This is a genomic window from Sporolactobacillus terrae (assembly GCF_019930545.1).
Taxonomy (GTDB): Bacteria; Bacillota; Bacilli; order Bacillales; family Sporolactobacillaceae; genus Sporolactobacillus; species Sporolactobacillus terrae.
The window spans coordinates 3,044,614-3,062,998 of the sequence record NZ_CP082837.1; the positions used below are offsets into that span (position 1 = coordinate 3,044,614).

Below are 18,385 nucleotides of genomic sequence, written 5' to 3' on the forward strand. Positions count from 1 at the left end.
TAATTAATAACAAAGCAAAATAAATCCGTTGGTGTGAGCACACCAACGGAAGAGTGACAGCAAAAATCGCTAAGCGATCATAGCGCTGCATGAATCATGAAAAGGTAATTCACACAGGCTGGCAAACCGGGTGGATTACTTTTTTGTTTTATCTTTAAACGACAGTATCATGATAATCAGTATGCTGAAACTGATCATCAAGCTTATTGCCTGATATGTCGTCATGAGCGCGCCCCCTTTCTCCCGAAGCGTCGGATTCACCGAACACCAACAGAAGCAGCAGAGCAGCGCTCCCACCCAGTTCATTTTGTTGTCTCTGCTATTATAGCTTGGATCTATTACTACTATTTGTTATCTTCTGCTCGACTTTAATAGACTTTTGAAATTCAAATTTTTTATCTAACTTTTGCACTTATATGGATCAAAAAACACCTGCGAATCTTTATCCTTATTGGACTTTTGGCTGTTTCTACTTGTAAAAAAGTAATAGTGTATTTTGTTCTTTTTAACACTGCCTAAAAGTCTCCACAAGTCTTTTCAACGTTCATCTCATGAATGAGCTATTTTTATATGTATACTACGATGTGATGGAAACCTTTTATTATATGGTCATTTTTGTAATCGCTTTAATTTTTTATCTTATCGCTGTTCCCAAGCATTAAACAGTCAAGCGATTGTTTGACTGTTTTCCATCCACGGCATATACTATAGTCAAATGATTATTTGATTGAGGTGAATCGAATGAGTCAGCAACAGGATGTCTGTGAAGTGACCTGTATTCATAAAGACAAGGTGATGCGCCTTAGGAAGGAGCTGGACGGCAGTCGTTCGGATCGTGTTTCCGACCTTTTTAAATTATTGGCGGATCAAACGCGGGTGACGATTGTTCATGCGTTGGCGCTTGAGAAGGAGTTATGTGTCTGTGACGTTTGTGCGGTAGTTGGCTGCTCCAAGGCAACGGCATCGCACCATTTGCGGTTGTTGAAAAAATGGGGGATTGCCAAGTCGCGCAAAGAGGGAAAGTTTGTTTATTATGCTTTGAATGATGAGGCTGTCCGGCAGTTGGTCAAACTTACGTTTTTACATGAAAGATCAAAAGAAGGCCAAGCCGATCAGGAACTGGCTGAATAAGAAAAGAGCTGCGTGAGCATGAGAATGATAAAATTAACCCCCGTCCATTCTGCAAAGCATTGTACCTGTACAAAATGCAGTCATCAAGAGCGGCATGAATGTGTTCAGAACCAATGTACCTGCTGCGCGTGCTATGAAACAGAGGGCAGTCTTGCTGTGAAAGCGGCTGACTGTTCGTGCTGCAGTTCAGATGAAGAGAGCGAAGACCATTGCTCAGAGGATGACGATGATTGCTGCCGGAATGAGAAACATCATGAAGATGACTGTTGTGACGATGATTGCTGCCAGGACGAGAAGCATGAAGAAAACGAGCCGCACAATGAGGATAAAGAAAGCTATAAGATCGAGGGAATGGATTGCGGAGCATGTGCAAAAACGATTGAAAAACATTTGAAGCAATTCCCGGAAGTCCAAGATGTGACGGTGAATTTTTCGTCGGGGAAAATGTCCATTACGCATACGCTTACGGCTGAACGTATCCAAAAAGAAGTAAGCAAACTCGGCTATCAGGCAATGTCTGAAAAGCAAAACGGATCGGGAACGCCTCAGCGTACGCACGCGAATAAATCACTTTGGGAAATCGTGCTTTCCGGGGCAAGCATCGCTGCTGGATTTGCTTTATCATTCACCGCGCTTCCTGATCTTTTACAAAATCTCTTATTTGCGGTTGCGTTGATCATTAGTGGTCGTCAGCCTGTGCGAGGTGCCTATTATGCGTTAAAGAGCCGTTCACTTGATATGAATGTTTTAATGTCCGCGGCGGTTATCGGTGCGGTCGGCATTAATCAATGGTTCGAGGCAGCTACAGTCGTTTGGCTGTTTGCATTGGGCGCTGTATTAGAGAACCGATCAGTCGAAAAGACGCGGCGTTCCATTGGCGATTTAATGACGGTCGCGCCTTCAACGGCATGGATTAAGTTTGGAAATCAACTCGTGAAAAAAGGAGTTGGGGAAGTCGCGGTAGGCGAGATTATGGTTGTGAAACCGGGTGAGCGAATTCCACTCGATGGTACGGTCATGCGCGGCGAGTCAAGTGTGGATCAGGCGCCGATTACAGGAGAATCAATTCCCGTTGACAAAAACCAGGGCGACTCCGTTTTTGCCGGTACGCTTAATGAAAACGGGACGCTTGAATGCCAAGTGACACAACCTTTTTCAAATACGGCCATCGCGCGAATCATTCAAATGGTCGAGGAAGCGCAAGAGAAGCAATCCCCGACGCAAACATTTGTCGAACGTTTTGCCCGAATTTATACGCCCATTGTATTTAGTCTTGCACTTGTTCTGATGATCGTCCCGCCTTTGTTTGGCTTAGGCTCATGGAGTATATGGTTCTATCGTGGACTGGAATTGCTTGTCGTTGCGTGCCCGTGTGCCTTGGTGATCTCAACGCCTGTAGCGATCATCTCAGCAATTGGCAATGCTGCCAAACAAGGCGTTTTGCTAAAAGGCGGCGCTTTTTTGGAGAAAGCCGGTCATATCGAAGCAATTGCGTTTGACAAAACCGGCACGATTACCGAAGGGAGACCAACCGTCTCGCAGGTTCTTCCCTTTACTGGGAGCGAGACGAAACTGCTCGCGCTTGCGAAGACGCTTGAGGACTACTCTACGCATCCAATTGCGCGTTGCCTATCGGACTATGCAAATGAGAAAAAAGTACTTGCACTTGCCGGTGAAGCGTTTAAAAATATCCCGGGCAAAGGCGTTCAGGCGAACGTAGCAGGTACCATTTATTATGCCGGAAGTCAAAAATGGTTCCGTGAAAAAAAAGTCGGTACTCTGGATCAATATGCACAGGTACAAGCATTCGAGAAAGCCGGTCAGACGATCGTTATGATTGGAACGGATCGGGCATTAATTGGTGTGATTGCTGTATCGGATACCATTCGTCCGACAACCGTTGCGGCGATGGATCAGTTGAAAAAAATCGGCGTTCGTGAATTGGTGATGCTGACAGGTGATCACCACACAACGGCACAACAAGTGGCCGATGAAGCAGGCATTACCCGATTTTTTGCTGACCTGCTTCCTGAAGATAAAGTCAAGTCAATTCATGAACTGCAAGGCTCCGGTTTGAAAACGGCCATGGTTGGTGATGGCATTAATGACGCCCCGGCTCTTGCCAACGCAGATCTTGGCATTGCCATGGGCGGTGCGGGAACGGATACAGCCATGGAAACGGCCGATATCGTTCTCATGGCCGATAACTTACAAAAGCTGCCCTTCACCATAGCCTTAAGTCGGAAATCGTTAAGGATTATTAAACAAAATATTGTCTTTGCTCTGATCGTCAAGGCGGCTGCACTGTGTTTGATTTTTCCAGGCTGGCTGACGCTTTGGCTCGCCGTATTCAGTGATACCGGGGCCGCGTTACTCGTCATCCTCAATAGTCTGCGTTTGTTTCAACATAAGGCTCAGTGAAACGACCGATACAAAGAACGAGAGAATGCGTTTCTCTCGTTCTTTTCTGTCTTAAAACAGCTTATTTTTTAAAGTTGTAATCGTTTCATGTTGCAAGCCTACTTTTTGAAGATAGTTGTCGATCGTTCCGTAGGTCTTAAAAAAGTGGTTCAGCGTCTTTTCCATATATGCCATGTCGGAGCGGCCGGTGAAATCGGGAAGTTCCGGATGTTCCTGCAGCAATTTGCGTATGCGCTGTCGCAAATAGGTGTAGGAGACTTGATAGTCCGCGAGGATGTCACTGACGCTCACACCGGCTATGAGCAGCAGCAGTGCGGCGACAACACCGGTGCGGTCTTTGCCGACGTAACAGTGGATGAAAACGGAGCCTTTTTGCTGAGCAATAATGCCGAGAATTCGCTTGACCGCTGGAAAATCAGCCAGCATTTCTGCGTACAGCAAAGGAACCTCGGCTTTCGAGGCCGGGTTGCGATTGCCAAAGGCGAATGGGCAATGGAAGTAGGCAAAATCAGCAGATTGTTCAAAAGCGCTTGGCATCCGCTCCGTTTCCGGTTTTGAACGGAAGTCGAGTGCAGTTGTGATGCCTAGATCCTTCAATAATGCAAGATCTTCTTGGGTAAATGCTTCGGGTGCATCGCTGCGGATGATTTTTCCGAATGCGGTTGTCCTGCCGTCCTTCGCTCGATAACCGCCCAAATCGCGCGTGTTGACCGTGCAGGAGAGGTGAATTCGTCGTGTTGGCATAGGTGCACCTCACTGATTTTATTCAAAGCTAAGCATTACAATTCCTTTCTCATTATAACATGCGGGGACCCGTTCAAGGGCCTATGTTACAATAGCTGTTAGACAAAATTGGAGGTTTTTTCATGAAAAAAATAACGAAACTGATCGTCTGTATGGCACTCACCGCTTCGCTGATGGGATGCGGGCAAGAGCGTGCAGGTGATCAAACGAAGGGTAAATCCTCCAACTCAATATCAGCGGATGTACAGTTAAATCAAGACGGTGCAACCCAAGCGTCATCCTCAGATGCAGGCGCATCATCCAGCCAAACCGCTTCCGAAACCAGTTCGGCTTCAACAGCAAGTGAATCAGAATCGGCTAGCTCGACGTCTTCTGCGGCAGACGTCTCGACTGCAAGTTCATCATTTGTTGCCAATACAGATGAAGCCATTCAGGTGCTGAAAACCCATCTGAAAGAAGGACAGGACTCAGATATAAGTTTTAATGCGCTCGGTAAAGATAAGAAAAAAGATTCAACGGGATTTTATTACCTTATTCGTGAAGAATCAAAGGAACTTGTAGAAAGAGGCGGATCGGGCACGGTAGGTATTTACCGGGTTTATGAAGATGGGAGCTACGCAGTCAACTAATGGCTTGCTTGACCCTACGTCATGCCTTGCGATCGGACGCTCGAAAGGGCCACATCCGCTGCATTGTACTTCTTTACATCATCAACAGTCAAGCGTATAATAACCTCGAAAATTAAATCATTCTTTATTCGCTGAATCCGTCAGGAGCGGGGGAACCAACTTTGTGATGCTGGGCATCACTTGGGGTGAATCCTTCAATGTAAGGACGGGCTACTCTCATGGCCCGAATCCGACAGCTAACCTCGTAAGCGTTAAGAGAGAGGGTGTGAACGCATGATCGAAATAAAACGTCGACCATAGAGTTGATCCTCTGTGGTCTTTTTGTCGTCCCATTTTTTAATAAACGGCCCGTGATTACAGAAAAAATTTTTGTGAGGAGATCAACACGATCATGGCGAATAAAATGAACCGGCACCTGTCGCTTGGCGGGATGCTGGTGACTTTGGGGATTGTTTATGGAGACATTGGAACGTCGCCGCTCTATGTGATGCAGGCGATTCTATCGGATGCTGAAGGAATACGGCATGCCGTACCCGACTATATCATCGGCTCGGTTTCGCTGATTTTCTGGACGTTAATGATTATTACAACGGTAAAATATGTGATCATTGCTATGCGTGCAGATAATAATCATGAAGGCGGTATTTTTGCATTATATGCATTAATTCGCAATCGAGCACGTTGGCTGATTTTTCCGGCACTCATCGGTGGGGCAGCACTTCTAGCCGATGGGACCTTAACCCCAGCTGTGTCGGTAACCTCAGCGATTGAGGGATTGAAAGGACAGCATATCGGTTCTTTTGAATTCAGTGAGAATCAGCTTGTTGTGGTTCTCGTGGTTACAGCAATTTTATTAGGGGTTTTCTTGATTCAGCATTTTGGAACGGCCGCGATTGGACGCTCATTTGGACCGATTATGCTTCTATGGTTTGTCTTTATCGGTGCCACGGGTTTTATCAATATGCTGAGTCATTTAGAAATTTTAAAAGCACTATCCCCATATTATGCCGTTCAATTTCTCTTTAGTCCGGCAAATAAAGCGGGTGTTTTTATTCTCGGCAGTGTCTTTCTGGCAACGACCGGGGCGGAGGCGCTTTATTCGGATATGGGTCATGTGGGTCGGAAAAATATTTATGGAAGCTGGCCTTTTGTTTCGCTGATGCTGATGCTGAGCTATATGGGACAAGGTGCGTGGGTGATCGGCCATTATCAGAATCCGGCCTATCGTCATTTACTTGATGTGAATCCTTTCTATGAGATGTTGCCGGATCATCTGCGTTTTGTAGCGATCGCGCTGGCGACTTTTGCCGCAATCATTGCTTCTCAAGCGTTGATTACCGGCAGTTACACCTTGGTCAATGAAGCGATTGGTTTGAAATTTTTGCCGCGAATGGTGATCAAGCACCCAAGTACGGTACGCAGTCAGATTTACATTTCAGCCGTCAACGGGTTTCTATGTGTCGTTACGCTTAGTATTGTCTGGTTGTTCCAAACGTCGCGGCATATGGAAGCAGCTTATGGTCTATCGATCACCATAACGATGTTGATGACTACGATCCTTTTGTTTGTTTTTGTGAGAGATCGGTTCAATCAGACCCTTGCCTTGTGCATGGCTTTATTCTTTGGCTCGATTGAGACGCTGTTTTTACTTGCAAGTCTCGTCAAGTTTGTCCATGGAGGCTATTTAACGCTCCTGATCACACTATTGATTCTTGCGGTTATGGTGGTCTGGTATTTCGGCAATAAGCTGCGTGAGAATTATGAAAAGACAAGTGAAAATGTTTCGTTGATGGACTATCGAAAGCAATTGATTCAACTCAGCAATGATCATGCGGAACCGATCTATGCAACGAATTTAGTTTACATGACCAAAGTCGGCCCGGGCTACAGCATTAAACGAAAGGTGCTGTATTCCATTCTGGACAAACGACCGAAACGGGCGAAGGTCTATTGGTTCGTTACGGTTAATGAAACGGATGCGCCATATAGGAGTCAGTACACCATCGATATGCTGGGGACACGTAATATCATTAATGTACAGCTCTACCTGGGCTTTAAAAATTCGCAGCATGTGAATGTCTATATTCGCCAAATTATCAACGATTTGATTGATCAAAAGATTATCGACACGCAATATCCAAAATACACAACACTCAAGAATCGCCGTGTCGGAGATTTTAAGTTTGTCGTTACGACCGAGCAATTGATGGACCTGGCGACCGATCCAAAAATGAATCGTTTGAATCGTTTTCTGATCGGAGGGCGCATTTTTCTGCAAAACATCACGACTTCTCCAGCGATTTGGTACGGTTTGAAATTCAGCGAAGTAGTTGAAGAACCGATTCCGCTGATGCTTTATGATCCGGAAGTATTGCGCTTACAGCAAAAAGGAGTTCGGCATGCAGTGAAAGACATGACCAACCCATCAACAAAGAAGCAATAAAAGGGCTTTATGCTGTATGAAACGGGGACGATTTGTTCAGAACGTTATCCCATCATTTCGCATTGACAGCGAATGGGGCGGCCTGTATAGTAAAGCATTATGTGAATGTGCATAGAAAACATGAGAAGAGCAGCCATAAAGAGAAGTACAATTTCTAGAGAAATTCATCAATGTGTGACGCTCGTATGGCTTTGAAAGAGAATTGAATAAGACCTGTCGTCTCGCGCGAGATGATGGGCCTTTTTCTATGTACTCAAGAAAATCAGGAGGGTACCCATAGATGAGCAGTACGCAAGAACAATTAAAACGCACGATGACCGCACGCCATATTATGATGATGGCGCTGGGTGGAGCAATCGGTGCCGGTCTGTTTAAAGGGAGCGGTGCAGCGATTGATTTAGCCGGTCCGGCTGTCGTGCTCACTTATTTGGTCGGCGGAATCATTTTACTATTTGTTATGCAAGGGCTTGCTGAACTGGCAGTGAATAATAAACAGGCAAGAACGTTTCGTGATTTGGTTCAACCATTGCTCGGCGGCTATGCCGCCCACTTCCTTGACTGGATTTATTGGAAAATGTGGGTGCTGAATATCGCGGCAGAATCAGTGGTTGCCGCCCTGTTTATTCAATATTGGCTGCCGACTGTGCCGATTTGGGTAATTGCGTTAACGGTTTCGGCCATTGTGACACTGATCAATCTGTTTTCAGTTAAACTTTTTGCTGAAACGGAGTACTGGCTTGCGCTATTGAAAATTAGTGTCATTGTGCTGTTTATTATCTTAGGATTGGTTATTTTGTTCGTATCTTTTCATGGGCATCAAGCCGTGGGGTTTGCTAATCTGACTCGGTACGGCGGCTTTTTCCCAAATGGAATGCACGGTTTGGTTGCAGCGATGCTTGTCGTTATTTACTCGTACGGCGGTACGGAAATGATCGGGGTAACCTTGGCTGAGGCAAAGAACCCTGAAAAGGTGATCCCGGAGGCCGCCCGTGGAACACTGGTGCGTATTATTGCTTTTTATATCCTGCCCTTTTTCATTATTGTCAGCCTTATCCCTTGGAATCAGGTTAATGGTGTTCCGGAAAGCCCGTTCGTAACCGTATTTAAATTGATCGGCATCCCTTATGCCAACCATATAATGAATGCGATCATTTTATTGGCGATCATTTCTTCGATGAATTCCGGGCTTTATGCCTCGTCGCGTGTGCTCTATACACAGGCGCTGGATGGACGTGTGCCGAGGTTGTTTGCCAAGGTATCGAAAAGACGTGTGCCGGTGTATGCGATCTTAGCCTGTGCCTCCTCTTTGTATATTGGCGTGCTGACCTCGCTGTTCATCGGCAGCAAAACATTCAATTATTTAATGGGATCGCTTGGCTATACCGTCTTGTTCATCTGGATCATTATTGCCTTGGCCCATATAAAGTCGCGCAGCCCTTTGAACAAACAGAGCAATGGCACGCGTACATTTCCTTATGCAACTTGGTTTGCGTTACTGGCGCTGCTTGCCATCCTGATCGGTGTGCTCGCGACAACCGCTCTGATTATGACGGTCATTACTGCAATCATTTACGCGATCATTACTGTGACTTACTTCAGATCAAAGGCGCAGCTTACAGCCGAATCCATTGCCCCAGAATAAGAACAGCGGCGCATAGATGACTGACGCCTGAGTATTTTGCAAGATGAATAGAAGTGAAAAAGTGCGCGGCAACATGTGTTGTTACGCACTTTTTTTACTAAGCACAGTTTGGTTTTTCTCATTCAAATAGAGTCGCGCGCAAAAGCGAGAATCATGTCAGATTTCAGATCGTCGAAAAATATTTTTCGTCATCAATCCCCTTATTTCTCGGTATTCATTGCTACATTTATCGATTTTGTACCAACTGCAAAAGGAAAATGAATTGACAACTTTAAAGCATACTATTACTATTGGGTATATAGTTTTTATCGTTTATCTTGTTTCGTTGGGGGCGAACTTAAGGTGAAATTAGTGCAAATGATGTCGATGTGTTGCGATGAACTCATGTGTATGAATGTAAATGATTTTGTACGGCGTTTATCCATGTGCACCGAATCGACTGAATCTAATTTCACTTAACAGTCAGCCCTTTACGAGTGAATGAGTATTTCGATTACAAAGTATGGATCAATACGTCGTCTTTAAGCCCAATAAGCTTTAAGACGATTTTTTTGTACAAAATGGAAGAAGGAGATTGAAACTGATGATTTGAAATACTTATAATCTTCGAAAAATAATTGGCTGTTTTGATCGCATTTGCTTTACAATAGTTAAAATAGACGATTATTTTTTGGGGGATCCTATAAGATTGAGCGTACATGAGTTGACATTTTCAGAAAGGCTACAAATTGGGGGAAAAGAACATGACAAAATCTTTGTATGCGATAGGCGGCGGGCAAATGGTCGAGGCGATCATTCGTGCGTCATTAAAGAATCAGGCAATTTCAGCGGATACAACACAGGTTGTAGATATTAGCTCGAATCGAGTGCGCTACTTAGAGGAAAGCTACCACGTGACTGCAGACACAGAATTTCGACCTGAGGCGTTAGAAACTGCGGATGTTGTGCTATTGGGCGTTCGCCCGCAGGATGATTGGTCGGAAATTGCCAAACAGATTGGCGCGAGCGGTCTGAAGAAGCCGCTGATCTCGATCATTGCCGGTGTCACGATCAAACAATTGGAGCAGGCGCTCGAAACGCCGGATTATCCACTTGTTCGTATTATTCCGAACACGCTCACGGATACAGGTTTCGGAGTTACTGGAGCCGCGCTGAACGCAGCAGCAAAGCAAGCGGACGTCGATGAATTTCTGAAGAGTTTCGGAAAAGTTGATTATATTCCCGAAGAACAAATTGATATCTATACCGGGTATGCGATTGCCGGACCAAATTATGTGTACAATTTCTATCTTGCACTGACCAATGCCGGTGTACTTGGCGGACTATCACGAAAACAAGCCAATCAAATTGCCCGTGAGAATCTTCAGGGCGCGGCGAAGATGCTGGAGATCACCGGCAAACATCCTTATGAATTGCTAGATATCAATAATTCGGCAGGTGGTGTAGGCATCACCGCGCAACATGAGCTGGATGCAAGCGACTTTGCGGCGGGTGTTCAGAATGCTGTACTCGCAGCGATCCGAAGAACAACCGAATTGGGGAAGGGAGAATAATAAATGGCTGTTTTAAACTGGGATCATACGATGATCAATGTTCAGGATGTCGATGAAGCAGTCCAATTTTTTGGCGAGCACGGCATTGTGTTCGCACGGGGCGGACGCCATGAAAAGTGGGGTACCGAAAATGCACTCGGGTATTTTGGTCTAAACTATATTGAACTGATTTCTGTTTATGATGAGGCGCGGGCAAAGGACTTTTCACGCTCAGATGCTTCGGCAGTCTATGACGCGGTTCAAGATTATGAACAGAAACTGCAGCGCATCAACACGATTGCGCTCCGAACATCGGATATTGAGGCGACACACGCACGCCTGAAGCAAGCCGGTGTTCCTGCCGGTGACATCGAAGTCGGCAAACGACTGAACGAGCAAGGGCACTTGATTACCTGGTCGATTTTCTTTATCGATGGTACGATTGACGGTTTGCCTTATCCATTTTTCATTCAATGGCAAGGCAGCGATGAAACGCGCGCGCAAAAACTTACGGAGCAAGGGCTGATTGTCCAACATGCTGCCGGAGATTTGCTGGCGAGACAGGCGGTATTCCATGTACCCGATCCGCAAAAGGCAGCCGACGTCTGGGGACGGCTGCTGGAGGGCAATCCGGAAAAAACAGAGCGCGGATATCGTATACAGTTGCAGGATCGGCAATTGATTTTTGATCAAGGCGCGGAAAATCACATCGTTCAGCTCAAGTTTGACGGTGCCGGTGATCCATTAAAACAACAAACACTTGTGTTTGACCAAATAAAACTTTCATTTAACTAAAGGGGAGAGCAACATGAAAAAGTTGGACAAGATCATCATCGGTGTCATCGCAGCAGTTGTCATTGTCGCTGCAGGTATTTATTTTCTAGGCGGTCTCGGGTCGAATAAATCGGCAACTTCCGATAAAGCAAGTTCCGACAAGCCAAAAGTGATTAAAGTGGCCTACGCTACGACCAATTTCCCGATTACCTATCAAAACAGCAAGAAGCAAGGGGACGGATATGACGTTGCCATCATGCGTGAAATTGATAAACAACTGCCTCAATATAAATTCGACTATGTCGGTACAAGTGATGATGACGTTTTAATCGGTGTGAAGAGCGGCAAGTATCAAGTCGGTGTTAAGAATATTTTCTATACGGCAGATCGCGCGAAGACCTACCTCTTTCCAAAGAACTATTTCGGTGTGAGTGATTCCGGCTTTGTTGTTCGTACAAAAGATAAGGATAAATTCGGCGGCTTGGCGAAGCTGGCTAAGAATAAGGGTAATCTCGTTCCCATTGCGCCGCAAAATGGACAATATGGGGTCATCGCTGAATACAACAAGAATAATGATCCTAAGATTGACTTAGGGAGTGCAGACACATTCGTTGTTTCCGATGCCTTGAAATGGGTCAATGAAGGTCGTTACGACGCATTCTTCGCGATCCGTCCAATGTTTGAAGCCAATGTTGAAAAGAAAAACGGAGCCAATGCAGACTTGAAGGGCAAGTTGAGCTATGTGACGTTAGGCGGCATCAAGACCTACCCGCTGTTTAATAAGGATCAAAAGGAATTTGCGGCAGCCTACGATAAGGTGATCAAGAAAATTATTGATTCCGGCAAGGCATCCGAACTCTCAGAGAAATACTTTGGTCAGGATAACTTTAAATTACTCGATCAACCGTTCAAGTAATCGAAAAGTTGAGGTTATGTAAATGGAGAATATCAAATTAATCATTAATTTTTTAGGTCAGTTGCTGCCGGCCATTAACATTACCTTAATCGTCTCGGTATCATCCATCATTTTGGGCAGTCTGCTCGGCCTGCTGCTTGCTGCAGCGCGATTAAGCGAATCGGTTGTCCTGCGGGTGCTTGCTAGTGTATATGTGAGTGTGGTTCGGGCAACACCGGCGATCATCATGATTTTCGTGGTGTATTACGGCATGCCGATGTTGTTTAATGACTGGTTCCATACGAATATTGACGGTTGGAACCGTATGTACTTTGTCATTATTGCATTAACCGTTCTGTTTTCCGCTCCGGTATCGGAGATTATGCGTTCGGCGTATGAATCGATTGCAAAAGGACAGATGGAGGCCGGACTGATGGTCGGCATGACGCCGTTCCAAACCCTTTATCGAATCATTTTACCGCAAGCGTTTGTTGTGGCACTGCCTAACTTTGCCAATTCAGTCATCAATCTTCTAAAAGAAGGTGCCTTGACGTTTACCATCGGGGTTGTCGACATGGTCGCCAAAGCGCAAATGATCGTTGCCAATAACTCAGGCGGCTATGCTTGGCAGACGTATTGTGCTTTAGCCTTGATTTACTGGGTGATTTCGCTGGCGATTGACAAAGGCGTGTCTCAGGTTGAAAAATCTTATCAAGCAAAACGAAAAACGATTGCCGTTTAAAGGGGGGCGCTTCAATGTCATTAAATACAGACTTCATGGTAAAAGTAGCCCAAACGGCCATTCAAGGGGTTCCCGTTACCCTGCAGATTGTCTTGGTTGCATTAGTGATCGCATTCCCGATTGGCATTCTCTTTGCTTTAATCCGAATTTATCGGGTCAAAGGCTTGCAACGCTTGGTGCAATTCTATGTCTCTCTGGTTCGAGGGACGCCGATCATTGCTCAGATTCTGATTGTATACAGTGCATTTCCGAGCCTGTTAAATATGATCATTGGCAGGGCAGCATTCGCCATAAATCCGATTTATTACGCGTACATCGTCTTTACGTTGAACGCGATTGCGACCTTGACGGAAGTCTTCCGTTCCGCACTGCAGACGGTTGACAAAGGGCAGATGGAGGCGGGTCTGATGGTCGGCATGCAGCCGCGGCAAACGTTTTGGCGGATCATTCTGCCTCAGGCATTGATTTCAGCACTGCCCAATATCGCCAACACAACGTTATATCTGATTAAGAATTCATCGCTTGCTTTTATCATGTCGGTTAAAGACATTACTGCGATTGCCAAAACGGAGGCCGCGTTCAACTATAATTTTCTGGAGGCCTATCTGGTGGTTTGGGTGTACTATCTGATCATCTGTTATGCTGCAGAAGTGGTCTTCTACTTGCTTGAACGCTATTTCAGCAAGTATCGCAGACCTATAAAGAAGACGAGCGGTTTCAATTGGCTTCCTTTTGGTATTAAGCAGCCGAAACTAGAGCGAAAACAGAGCTAGCAGAAAGCGGGAGGATCAATCATGCTCACGATTGAAGGCTTAAAGAAAAGCTATGCAGGAAATGACATTCTCAAGGGGATCAGTATCGATGTGAATAAAGGTGATGTCATTTCAATCATTGGGCCCAGCGGCTCCGGAAAGACGACCCTTTTGCGGACGATGACCACGCTGGAAGAGGCCGATGGCGGACATCTTACGTTTGCCGGCGTTGATAAAGACTTTGAGAAGCTGACAGGAAAAGAAGTCAACACGATTCGACGCAATGTTGGCTTTGTCTTTCAAAACTATAACCTTTTTAACAATAAAACGGCCTTGCAGAACATTACGGAAGGCTTAATCGTTGCACGCAAAGTGAAGAAAAGCGAAGCGGAGAAAATTGCGTTGAAAGCATTGGAGCGTGTTGGCCTGACAGACCGCAAAAACCACTATCCGTCACAGCTTTCCGGCGGGCAGCAGCAGCGTGTCGGCATTGCTCGGGCGATTGCGCTGAATCCGGAAGTTATTTTCTTTGATGAGCCGACCTCAGCCTTGGACCCGGAACTTGTCGGGGAAGTGCTGAAAGTCATGCAGGACTTGGCAAGTTCAGGGACAACCATGGTGGTCGTCACACACCAGATGAGTTTTGCCCGTGATGTTTCCAATCGCGTGATTTTTATGGCGGATGGGCACATCGTCGAACAAGGGGCACCAAAAGCTATTTTTGAAAAACCTTCTGAGCAGCGAACGAAGAAATTCTTGACGGACATCTTAGCAAACGTGTGAAGAAGAACCATCTGTAGGTGAAGCAGAATTTTTCAAAACGTATGATTGAAGGAGACCGAGGCGGCATGGCACACGACAAGAAACATGTAATTGTTACAGGAGCAAGCAGCGGCATTGGACGCGCGACTGCGGTTGCCCTAGCTGAGCAGGGGTACAGCGTGCATTTGATTGGCCGAAATGCAGAACGTCTTGCAAACGTACAGACTGAGACACGCCGTGAAGGCGTGCGGAGCACAACGTATCAATTGGAATTGACGGATAAGACCGCGGTTCAACAGGTATTTGATGAAATCTACGCAACAACCGGACGTATTGACGGGTTAGTGAACGCGGCAGGCATTTTCTACACGACGAACGTTTTAGACTATGAGGACCCGTCATGGAAGGAAATCATGGATGTCAACTTCTATGGGACGCTGTATCCGAGTCTGGCACTGCTTCCGAAACTGATCGCTCAAGGATTCGGCAGCATTGTGAACGTGACGTCTGTCGATGCTTTTGACGGAATCTCGAATTACGATGCGTATGCCGCGTCAAAGGGTGCGGTAACCAGCTTGACAAAGACATTGGCGCTGGAGGGTGCAGCGAAAAATGTGCGTGTGAATGCGGTTGTTCCCGGAATTACCGATACGGAAATGACGCACGAACGGCTTCTGGAAAACATTGAGAAGTATCGCAAAAAAGTGCCGATGCAGCGTGCGGCTCAAGCGTCTGAAGTTGCAAAGCCGATTGCTTTTCTGATTTCTGATGATTCAAGTTACATCACCGGTCAGAGCCTCCATGTCAATGGCGGCTGGCGTCTCGCATAAGGCAAAATACAGGGAGTGACGGTTGTGGCAGAAAACAAACATCAGATTTTACTCGATACGCTGGATAATAAGCCGACAGACCAAGTGTTGGCCGGATTTTGGCATCACTATCTGTCGGATGAAAAAAAGCAAGTGCTTGGCTACCGTGATCAGGCGGTGATCGATGATATTGTTGCACGGCAACAACATTTCTATGATCGCTATCAGCCTGATTTTACAAAGATTATGAGTGACGGATTCTTCCTGCATCCCAGCGTGATTGACAACACGTTTGAAACGCCGGAAGACTTGAAGAAGATTCAGCGCATTGATGCGAATGATCCGTGGATCACGCGTCAAGTGGCGGCAATTAAAGCAATTGTTGACCATTACAAGGGTGAAATCGGCAGCTTTTACAATATTTTTTCGCCATGGTATCAGTTACGCCTGCGTTTTGAGATCCTTGAACAGGATCCTAAGAAGATATACCGCTTTTTAAGAGAAGCTCCTCAAGCGATTGCCGATGCCTTTGACATTCTTGCCGATGATCTAATTTTCTTAAGTACCAAGTTGATTCAACAGTCGGGAATTGACGGCATCTATCTATGCGTACAGCAGCCGCAGGACTCCGTCATTAGTACGAAAACATGGCAGCAGTTCGTGCAGCCCAGCGAGGTGAAACTGCTGGGCGCAGTTCAAGAGGTTCACGATTACAACATGATTCATATCTGCGGCTTTGAAGGCAAGCGGAATCGCCTTGGCGATTACAAGAACTATCCGGTTAAAGCATTCCACTGGGCCTCTTATGTCGAAGAAGTTTCCTTAAACGAAGGCAAGAAACTATTTGGTGACCGCGCGGTGATGGGCGGCTTTGAAAATACAGAGAACGGTGTCTTCTATAAGGGAAGCAAAGAAGAAATTCAGGCGGAGACAAAGCGTCTGCTCGAAGAAAATGGGCGCCAAGGCATTCTGATCAGCGGCGATTGCAGCATCCCGTTTGACACCGACGACGCGCATGCTGCGTGGGTTTCTGAAGCGGCGAACGGGTTGAATGTCGGCGATTGATTTGAAAACAAGTTCAAAGAAGAGTAAAATCGCGATCCCGAGTTCGGGGGTCGCGATTTGTGTTTGAGCGATTCAATTAGCCGAAGAACATGTTCAAATCCTCTTGAACGCTGCCTATGCCTGTGACACCGAATTGTTCGGTCAACAATGCGGCGACGGTAGGTGAGAGGAATGCCGGCAGGGTCGGTCCAAGATGAATGTCCTTAATGCCGAGATGCAACAAGGCTAAGAGTACAATAACCGCTTTTTGCTCATACCATGCAAGGTTAAAAATGATTGGCAGGTCATTGATATCGCTTAACTGGAAGATCTGCTTCAACTTAAGGGCAATCAACGCTAAAGAATAGGAGTCATTGCATTGCCCGGCATCAAGCACGCGCGGGATGCCATCGATCGCGCCTAGATTGAGTTTATTGTATTTGTACTTCGCACATCCAGCCGTTAAAATAACGGTATCTTTAGGGAGCGATTTGGCAAAGTCGGTATAGTAGTTTCTTGATTTAGCGCGCCCGTCGCATCCGGCCATGACAATGAACTTTTTAATGTGGCCCGATTTGACCGCAGTGACGATCTTATCTGCCAGTGCAAAGACCTGCTCATGCGCAAAGCCGCCGACAATTTTTCCAGTTTCAAGCTCAGTAGGCGGCGGACATTTTTTGGCGTGGGCAATGAGTTTGGAGAAATCTTTTTGTTCACCAATTTTGCCAGAGAGGTGCGTGCATCCTGGAAAACCTGCGGCACCGGTTGTGTATATACGATCTTTATAGCTGGCTTTTGGTGGAACGATACAATTTGTTGTCATAAGAATCGGACCATTAAAACGCTCAAACTCTTCTTTTTGCTTCCACCATGCATTTCCATAGTTTCCAACGAAATTCGGGTACTTCTTAAATGCGGGGTAATAATGCGCAGGGAGCATTTCCGAATGTGTGTAGACATCGACACCGGTTCCTTGCGTCTGCTGAAGCAGTAGCTCAAGATCACGCAGGTCATGGCCTGAAATTAGAATTCCCGGACGATCTCTGACGCCAAGATTGACTTCGGTTATTTCTGGATTTCCGTACGCATTTGTATTAGCCTGATCCAGCAAGGCCATGCCCTTCAAACCGTAGCGTCCTGTTTCGAGTGTCAGACTTGTGAGTTCTTTGGTGCCCAACGTATCGTCCAAGGTTGCTGCCAAGGCATGTTGAAGAAATTCATGAATTTCCTCGCTGTCTTTGAGCAGGACATTGGCGTGTTTCATATAGGCGGAGAGGCCTTTCAAACCATAAGTAATGAGTTCGCGTAAACTGCGAACATCTTCGTTTTCCGTAGAGAGGACGCCTAGATGTGCCTTTTTAAGAGCAAGACCTCTGTAATCGGAAGATGTCCAAAGTGCTGCATCCGGAAGATTCTTCTTATCGGTTAATGCATCAATCAGTCTGTTTTTTACTGTAAGCGTTGCTTTGACTAGGGAGCGGATGGCTTGTTCATCGAAGTTCGCGTTTGTAATCGTGGTGAAGAGATTTTCTGTGACCAAATGGTTGATGTCGGCGGAGATTTTCTTGCCTTCATCACGCAGACGCATGGTCACAGCGGAAAGCCCTTTCGTGACGTATACGAGCAAATCTTGCGCAGCAGCGACTTCAGGCTTTTTCCCACAGACGCCGACTAATGTACAGCCTCTACCCCTTGCTGTTTCCTGACATTGGTAGCAAAACATTCTCTTTTCCATGTTTCATTCCTCCAGATCAAGATTTTTTTGATTTACTTTGCGCAAACGATTGGCTAAGACGTGTTTGAACTTCAATTTCCTTCAATCATAGTCATGAGGTGAATCAAATGCCATGATCTGGATCAAGTGTTTCGAAGAATTGTTTTGCAGGTGAGACATTCTTGAAGCGGCGTATTAAAGGAACAGAACAACGCATGTTTTTAATCGAGCCTTGCCGGGTATAAATAAATAGGTATGTCCTTCATCCCGTGCTCCTGAATTTGAACGGGAAGACTTGGGAAAGATAAAAGCGTTTGACCCATGAGAAATATAGGGTAAGCTATATGAATG

At 46.0% G+C, this 18,385-nt stretch carries 16 protein-coding genes and 1 riboswitch; of the genes, 13 read left to right on the forward strand and 3 right to left on the reverse strand.

Annotated elements, in window-relative coordinates:
* Positions 1–135 precede the first annotated feature (135 nt).
* The gene (locus tag K7399_RS14675) at positions 136–225 is read right to left on the reverse strand and encodes a putative holin-like toxin (RefSeq protein ID WP_223362365.1); all 90 of its coding nucleotides are present in this window, start codon (positions 223–225) and stop codon (positions 136–138) included.
* 516 nt (positions 226–741) lie between these two features.
* On the opposite strand from K7399_RS14675, the gene K7399_RS14680 reads away from it, so the two are divergent.
* Positions 742–1,131 carry an ArsR/SmtB family transcription factor gene (locus K7399_RS14680; RefSeq protein WP_028976908.1) on the forward strand — a complete coding sequence of 130 codons (390 nt, stop codon included), beginning with the start codon at positions 742–744 and terminating at the stop codon, positions 1,129–1,131.
* Positions 1,132–1,149: 18 nt separating this feature from the next.
* Positions 1,150–3,552 carry a heavy metal translocating P-type ATPase gene (locus tag K7399_RS14685; RefSeq protein ID WP_128165969.1) on the forward strand — a complete coding sequence of 801 codons (2,403 nt, stop codon included), beginning with the start codon at positions 1,150–1,152 and terminating at the stop codon, positions 3,550–3,552.
* Between the two features lie 51 nt (positions 3,553–3,603).
* Here K7399_RS14685 and K7399_RS14690 read toward each other — a convergent pair whose 3' ends face one another.
* On the reverse strand, positions 3,604–4,296 hold the full coding sequence (locus tag K7399_RS14690; RefSeq protein ID WP_010023336.1) for a tyrosine-protein phosphatase: 693 nt from the start codon (positions 4,294–4,296) through the stop codon (positions 3,604–3,606).
* A gap of 122 nt (positions 4,297–4,418) precedes the next feature.
* Here K7399_RS14690 and K7399_RS14695 point away from each other — a divergent pair, with 122 nt between their 5' ends.
* The 11 genes from K7399_RS14695 (at position 4,419) to K7399_RS14745 (ending at position 16,341) form a co-directional block, all read left to right on the forward strand.
* Positions 4,419–4,925 carry a hypothetical protein gene (locus K7399_RS14695; RefSeq protein WP_010023334.1) on the forward strand — a complete coding sequence of 169 codons (507 nt, stop codon included), beginning with the start codon at positions 4,419–4,421 and terminating at the stop codon, positions 4,923–4,925.
* Between the two features lie 119 nt (positions 4,926–5,044).
* Positions 5,045–5,192: riboswitch (cyclic di-AMP (ydaO/yuaA leader) on the forward strand.
* 124 nt (positions 5,193–5,316) lie between these two features.
* A complete protein-coding gene (locus tag K7399_RS14700; protein ID WP_028976911.1) occupies positions 5,317–7,368 on the forward strand; it encodes a KUP/HAK/KT family potassium transporter in 2,052 nt (683 codons plus the stop codon).
* 280 nt (positions 7,369–7,648) lie between these two features.
* Complete coding sequence (locus tag K7399_RS14705) at positions 7,649–9,010, forward strand: amino acid permease (RefSeq protein ID WP_028976912.1); 1,362 nt, start codon at positions 7,649–7,651, stop codon at positions 9,008–9,010.
* Positions 9,011–9,753: 743 nt separating this feature from the next.
* Positions 9,754–10,563, forward strand: a complete 810-nt coding sequence (locus tag K7399_RS14710; protein WP_128165970.1) for a pyrroline-5-carboxylate reductase family protein — start codon at positions 9,754–9,756, stop codon at positions 10,561–10,563.
* Between the two features lie 3 nt (positions 10,564–10,566).
* The gene (locus K7399_RS14715) at positions 10,567–11,337 is read left to right on the forward strand and encodes a VOC family protein (protein ID WP_128165971.1); all 771 of its coding nucleotides are present in this window, start codon (positions 10,567–10,569) and stop codon (positions 11,335–11,337) included.
* Between the two features lie 13 nt (positions 11,338–11,350).
* Positions 11,351–12,232, forward strand: a complete 882-nt coding sequence (locus K7399_RS14720; RefSeq protein WP_223362366.1) for a transporter substrate-binding domain-containing protein — start codon at positions 11,351–11,353, stop codon at positions 12,230–12,232.
* Positions 12,233–12,254: 22 nt separating this feature from the next.
* Positions 12,255–12,953: an amino acid ABC transporter permease gene (locus K7399_RS14725; RefSeq protein WP_010023645.1), complete on the forward strand. Its 699-nt coding sequence runs from the start codon at positions 12,255–12,257 to the stop codon at positions 12,951–12,953.
* Between the two features lie 14 nt (positions 12,954–12,967).
* A complete protein-coding gene (locus K7399_RS14730; protein ID WP_028976916.1) occupies positions 12,968–13,726 on the forward strand; it encodes an amino acid ABC transporter permease in 759 nt (252 codons plus the stop codon).
* Positions 13,727–13,747: 21 nt separating this feature from the next.
* The gene (locus K7399_RS14735; protein WP_028976917.1) at positions 13,748–14,488 is read left to right on the forward strand and encodes an amino acid ABC transporter ATP-binding protein; all 741 of its coding nucleotides are present in this window, start codon (positions 13,748–13,750) and stop codon (positions 14,486–14,488) included.
* A gap of 65 nt (positions 14,489–14,553) precedes the next feature.
* Complete coding sequence (locus tag K7399_RS14740; protein ID WP_164875452.1) at positions 14,554–15,297, forward strand: SDR family NAD(P)-dependent oxidoreductase; 744 nt, start codon at positions 14,554–14,556, stop codon at positions 15,295–15,297.
* A gap of 24 nt (positions 15,298–15,321) precedes the next feature.
* The gene (locus tag K7399_RS14745; RefSeq protein ID WP_051577900.1) at positions 15,322–16,341 is read left to right on the forward strand and encodes a uroporphyrinogen decarboxylase family protein; all 1,020 of its coding nucleotides are present in this window, start codon (positions 15,322–15,324) and stop codon (positions 16,339–16,341) included.
* 76 nt (positions 16,342–16,417) lie between these two features.
* Here K7399_RS14745 and hcp read toward each other — a convergent pair whose 3' ends face one another.
* Positions 16,418–18,055: a hydroxylamine reductase gene (hcp, locus tag K7399_RS14750; protein ID WP_128165974.1), complete on the reverse strand. Its 1,638-nt coding sequence runs from the start codon at positions 18,053–18,055 to the stop codon at positions 16,418–16,420.
* Positions 18,056–18,385: the final 330 nt, after the last annotated feature.

What these genes read in the sequence shown, in the direction of transcription:
- K7399_RS14675 (WP_223362365.1), bottom strand. Translation starts at nt 225, where the DNA reads ATGACGACATATCAGGCAATAAGCTTGATGATCAGTTTCAGCATACTG.
- K7399_RS14680 (WP_028976908.1), top strand. Translation starts at nt 742, where the DNA reads ATGAGTCAGCAACAGGATGTCTGTGAAGTGACCTGTATTCATAAAGAC.
- K7399_RS14685 (WP_128165969.1), top strand. Translation starts at nt 1,150, where the DNA reads ATGAGAATGATAAAATTAACCCCCGTCCATTCTGCAAAGCATTGTACC.
- K7399_RS14690 (WP_010023336.1), bottom strand. Translation starts at nt 4,296, where the DNA reads ATGCCAACACGACGAATTCACCTCTCCTGCACGGTCAACACGCGCGAT.
- K7399_RS14695 (WP_010023334.1), top strand. Translation starts at nt 4,419, where the DNA reads ATGAAAAAAATAACGAAACTGATCGTCTGTATGGCACTCACCGCTTCG.
- K7399_RS14700 (WP_028976911.1), top strand. Translation starts at nt 5,317, where the DNA reads ATGGCGAATAAAATGAACCGGCACCTGTCGCTTGGCGGGATGCTGGTG.
- K7399_RS14705 (WP_028976912.1), top strand. Translation starts at nt 7,649, where the DNA reads ATGAGCAGTACGCAAGAACAATTAAAACGCACGATGACCGCACGCCAT.
- K7399_RS14710 (WP_128165970.1), top strand. Translation starts at nt 9,754, where the DNA reads ATGACAAAATCTTTGTATGCGATAGGCGGCGGGCAAATGGTCGAGGCG.
- K7399_RS14715 (WP_128165971.1), top strand. Translation starts at nt 10,567, where the DNA reads ATGGCTGTTTTAAACTGGGATCATACGATGATCAATGTTCAGGATGTC.
- K7399_RS14720 (WP_223362366.1), top strand. Translation starts at nt 11,351, where the DNA reads ATGAAAAAGTTGGACAAGATCATCATCGGTGTCATCGCAGCAGTTGTC.
- K7399_RS14725 (WP_010023645.1), top strand. Translation starts at nt 12,255, where the DNA reads ATGGAGAATATCAAATTAATCATTAATTTTTTAGGTCAGTTGCTGCCG.
- K7399_RS14730 (WP_028976916.1), top strand. Translation starts at nt 12,968, where the DNA reads ATGTCATTAAATACAGACTTCATGGTAAAAGTAGCCCAAACGGCCATT.
- K7399_RS14735 (WP_028976917.1), top strand. Translation starts at nt 13,748, where the DNA reads ATGCTCACGATTGAAGGCTTAAAGAAAAGCTATGCAGGAAATGACATT.
- K7399_RS14740 (WP_164875452.1), top strand. Translation starts at nt 14,554, where the DNA reads ATGGCACACGACAAGAAACATGTAATTGTTACAGGAGCAAGCAGCGGC.
- hcp (WP_128165974.1), bottom strand. Translation starts at nt 18,055, where the DNA reads ATGGAAAAGAGAATGTTTTGCTACCAATGTCAGGAAACAGCAAGGGGT.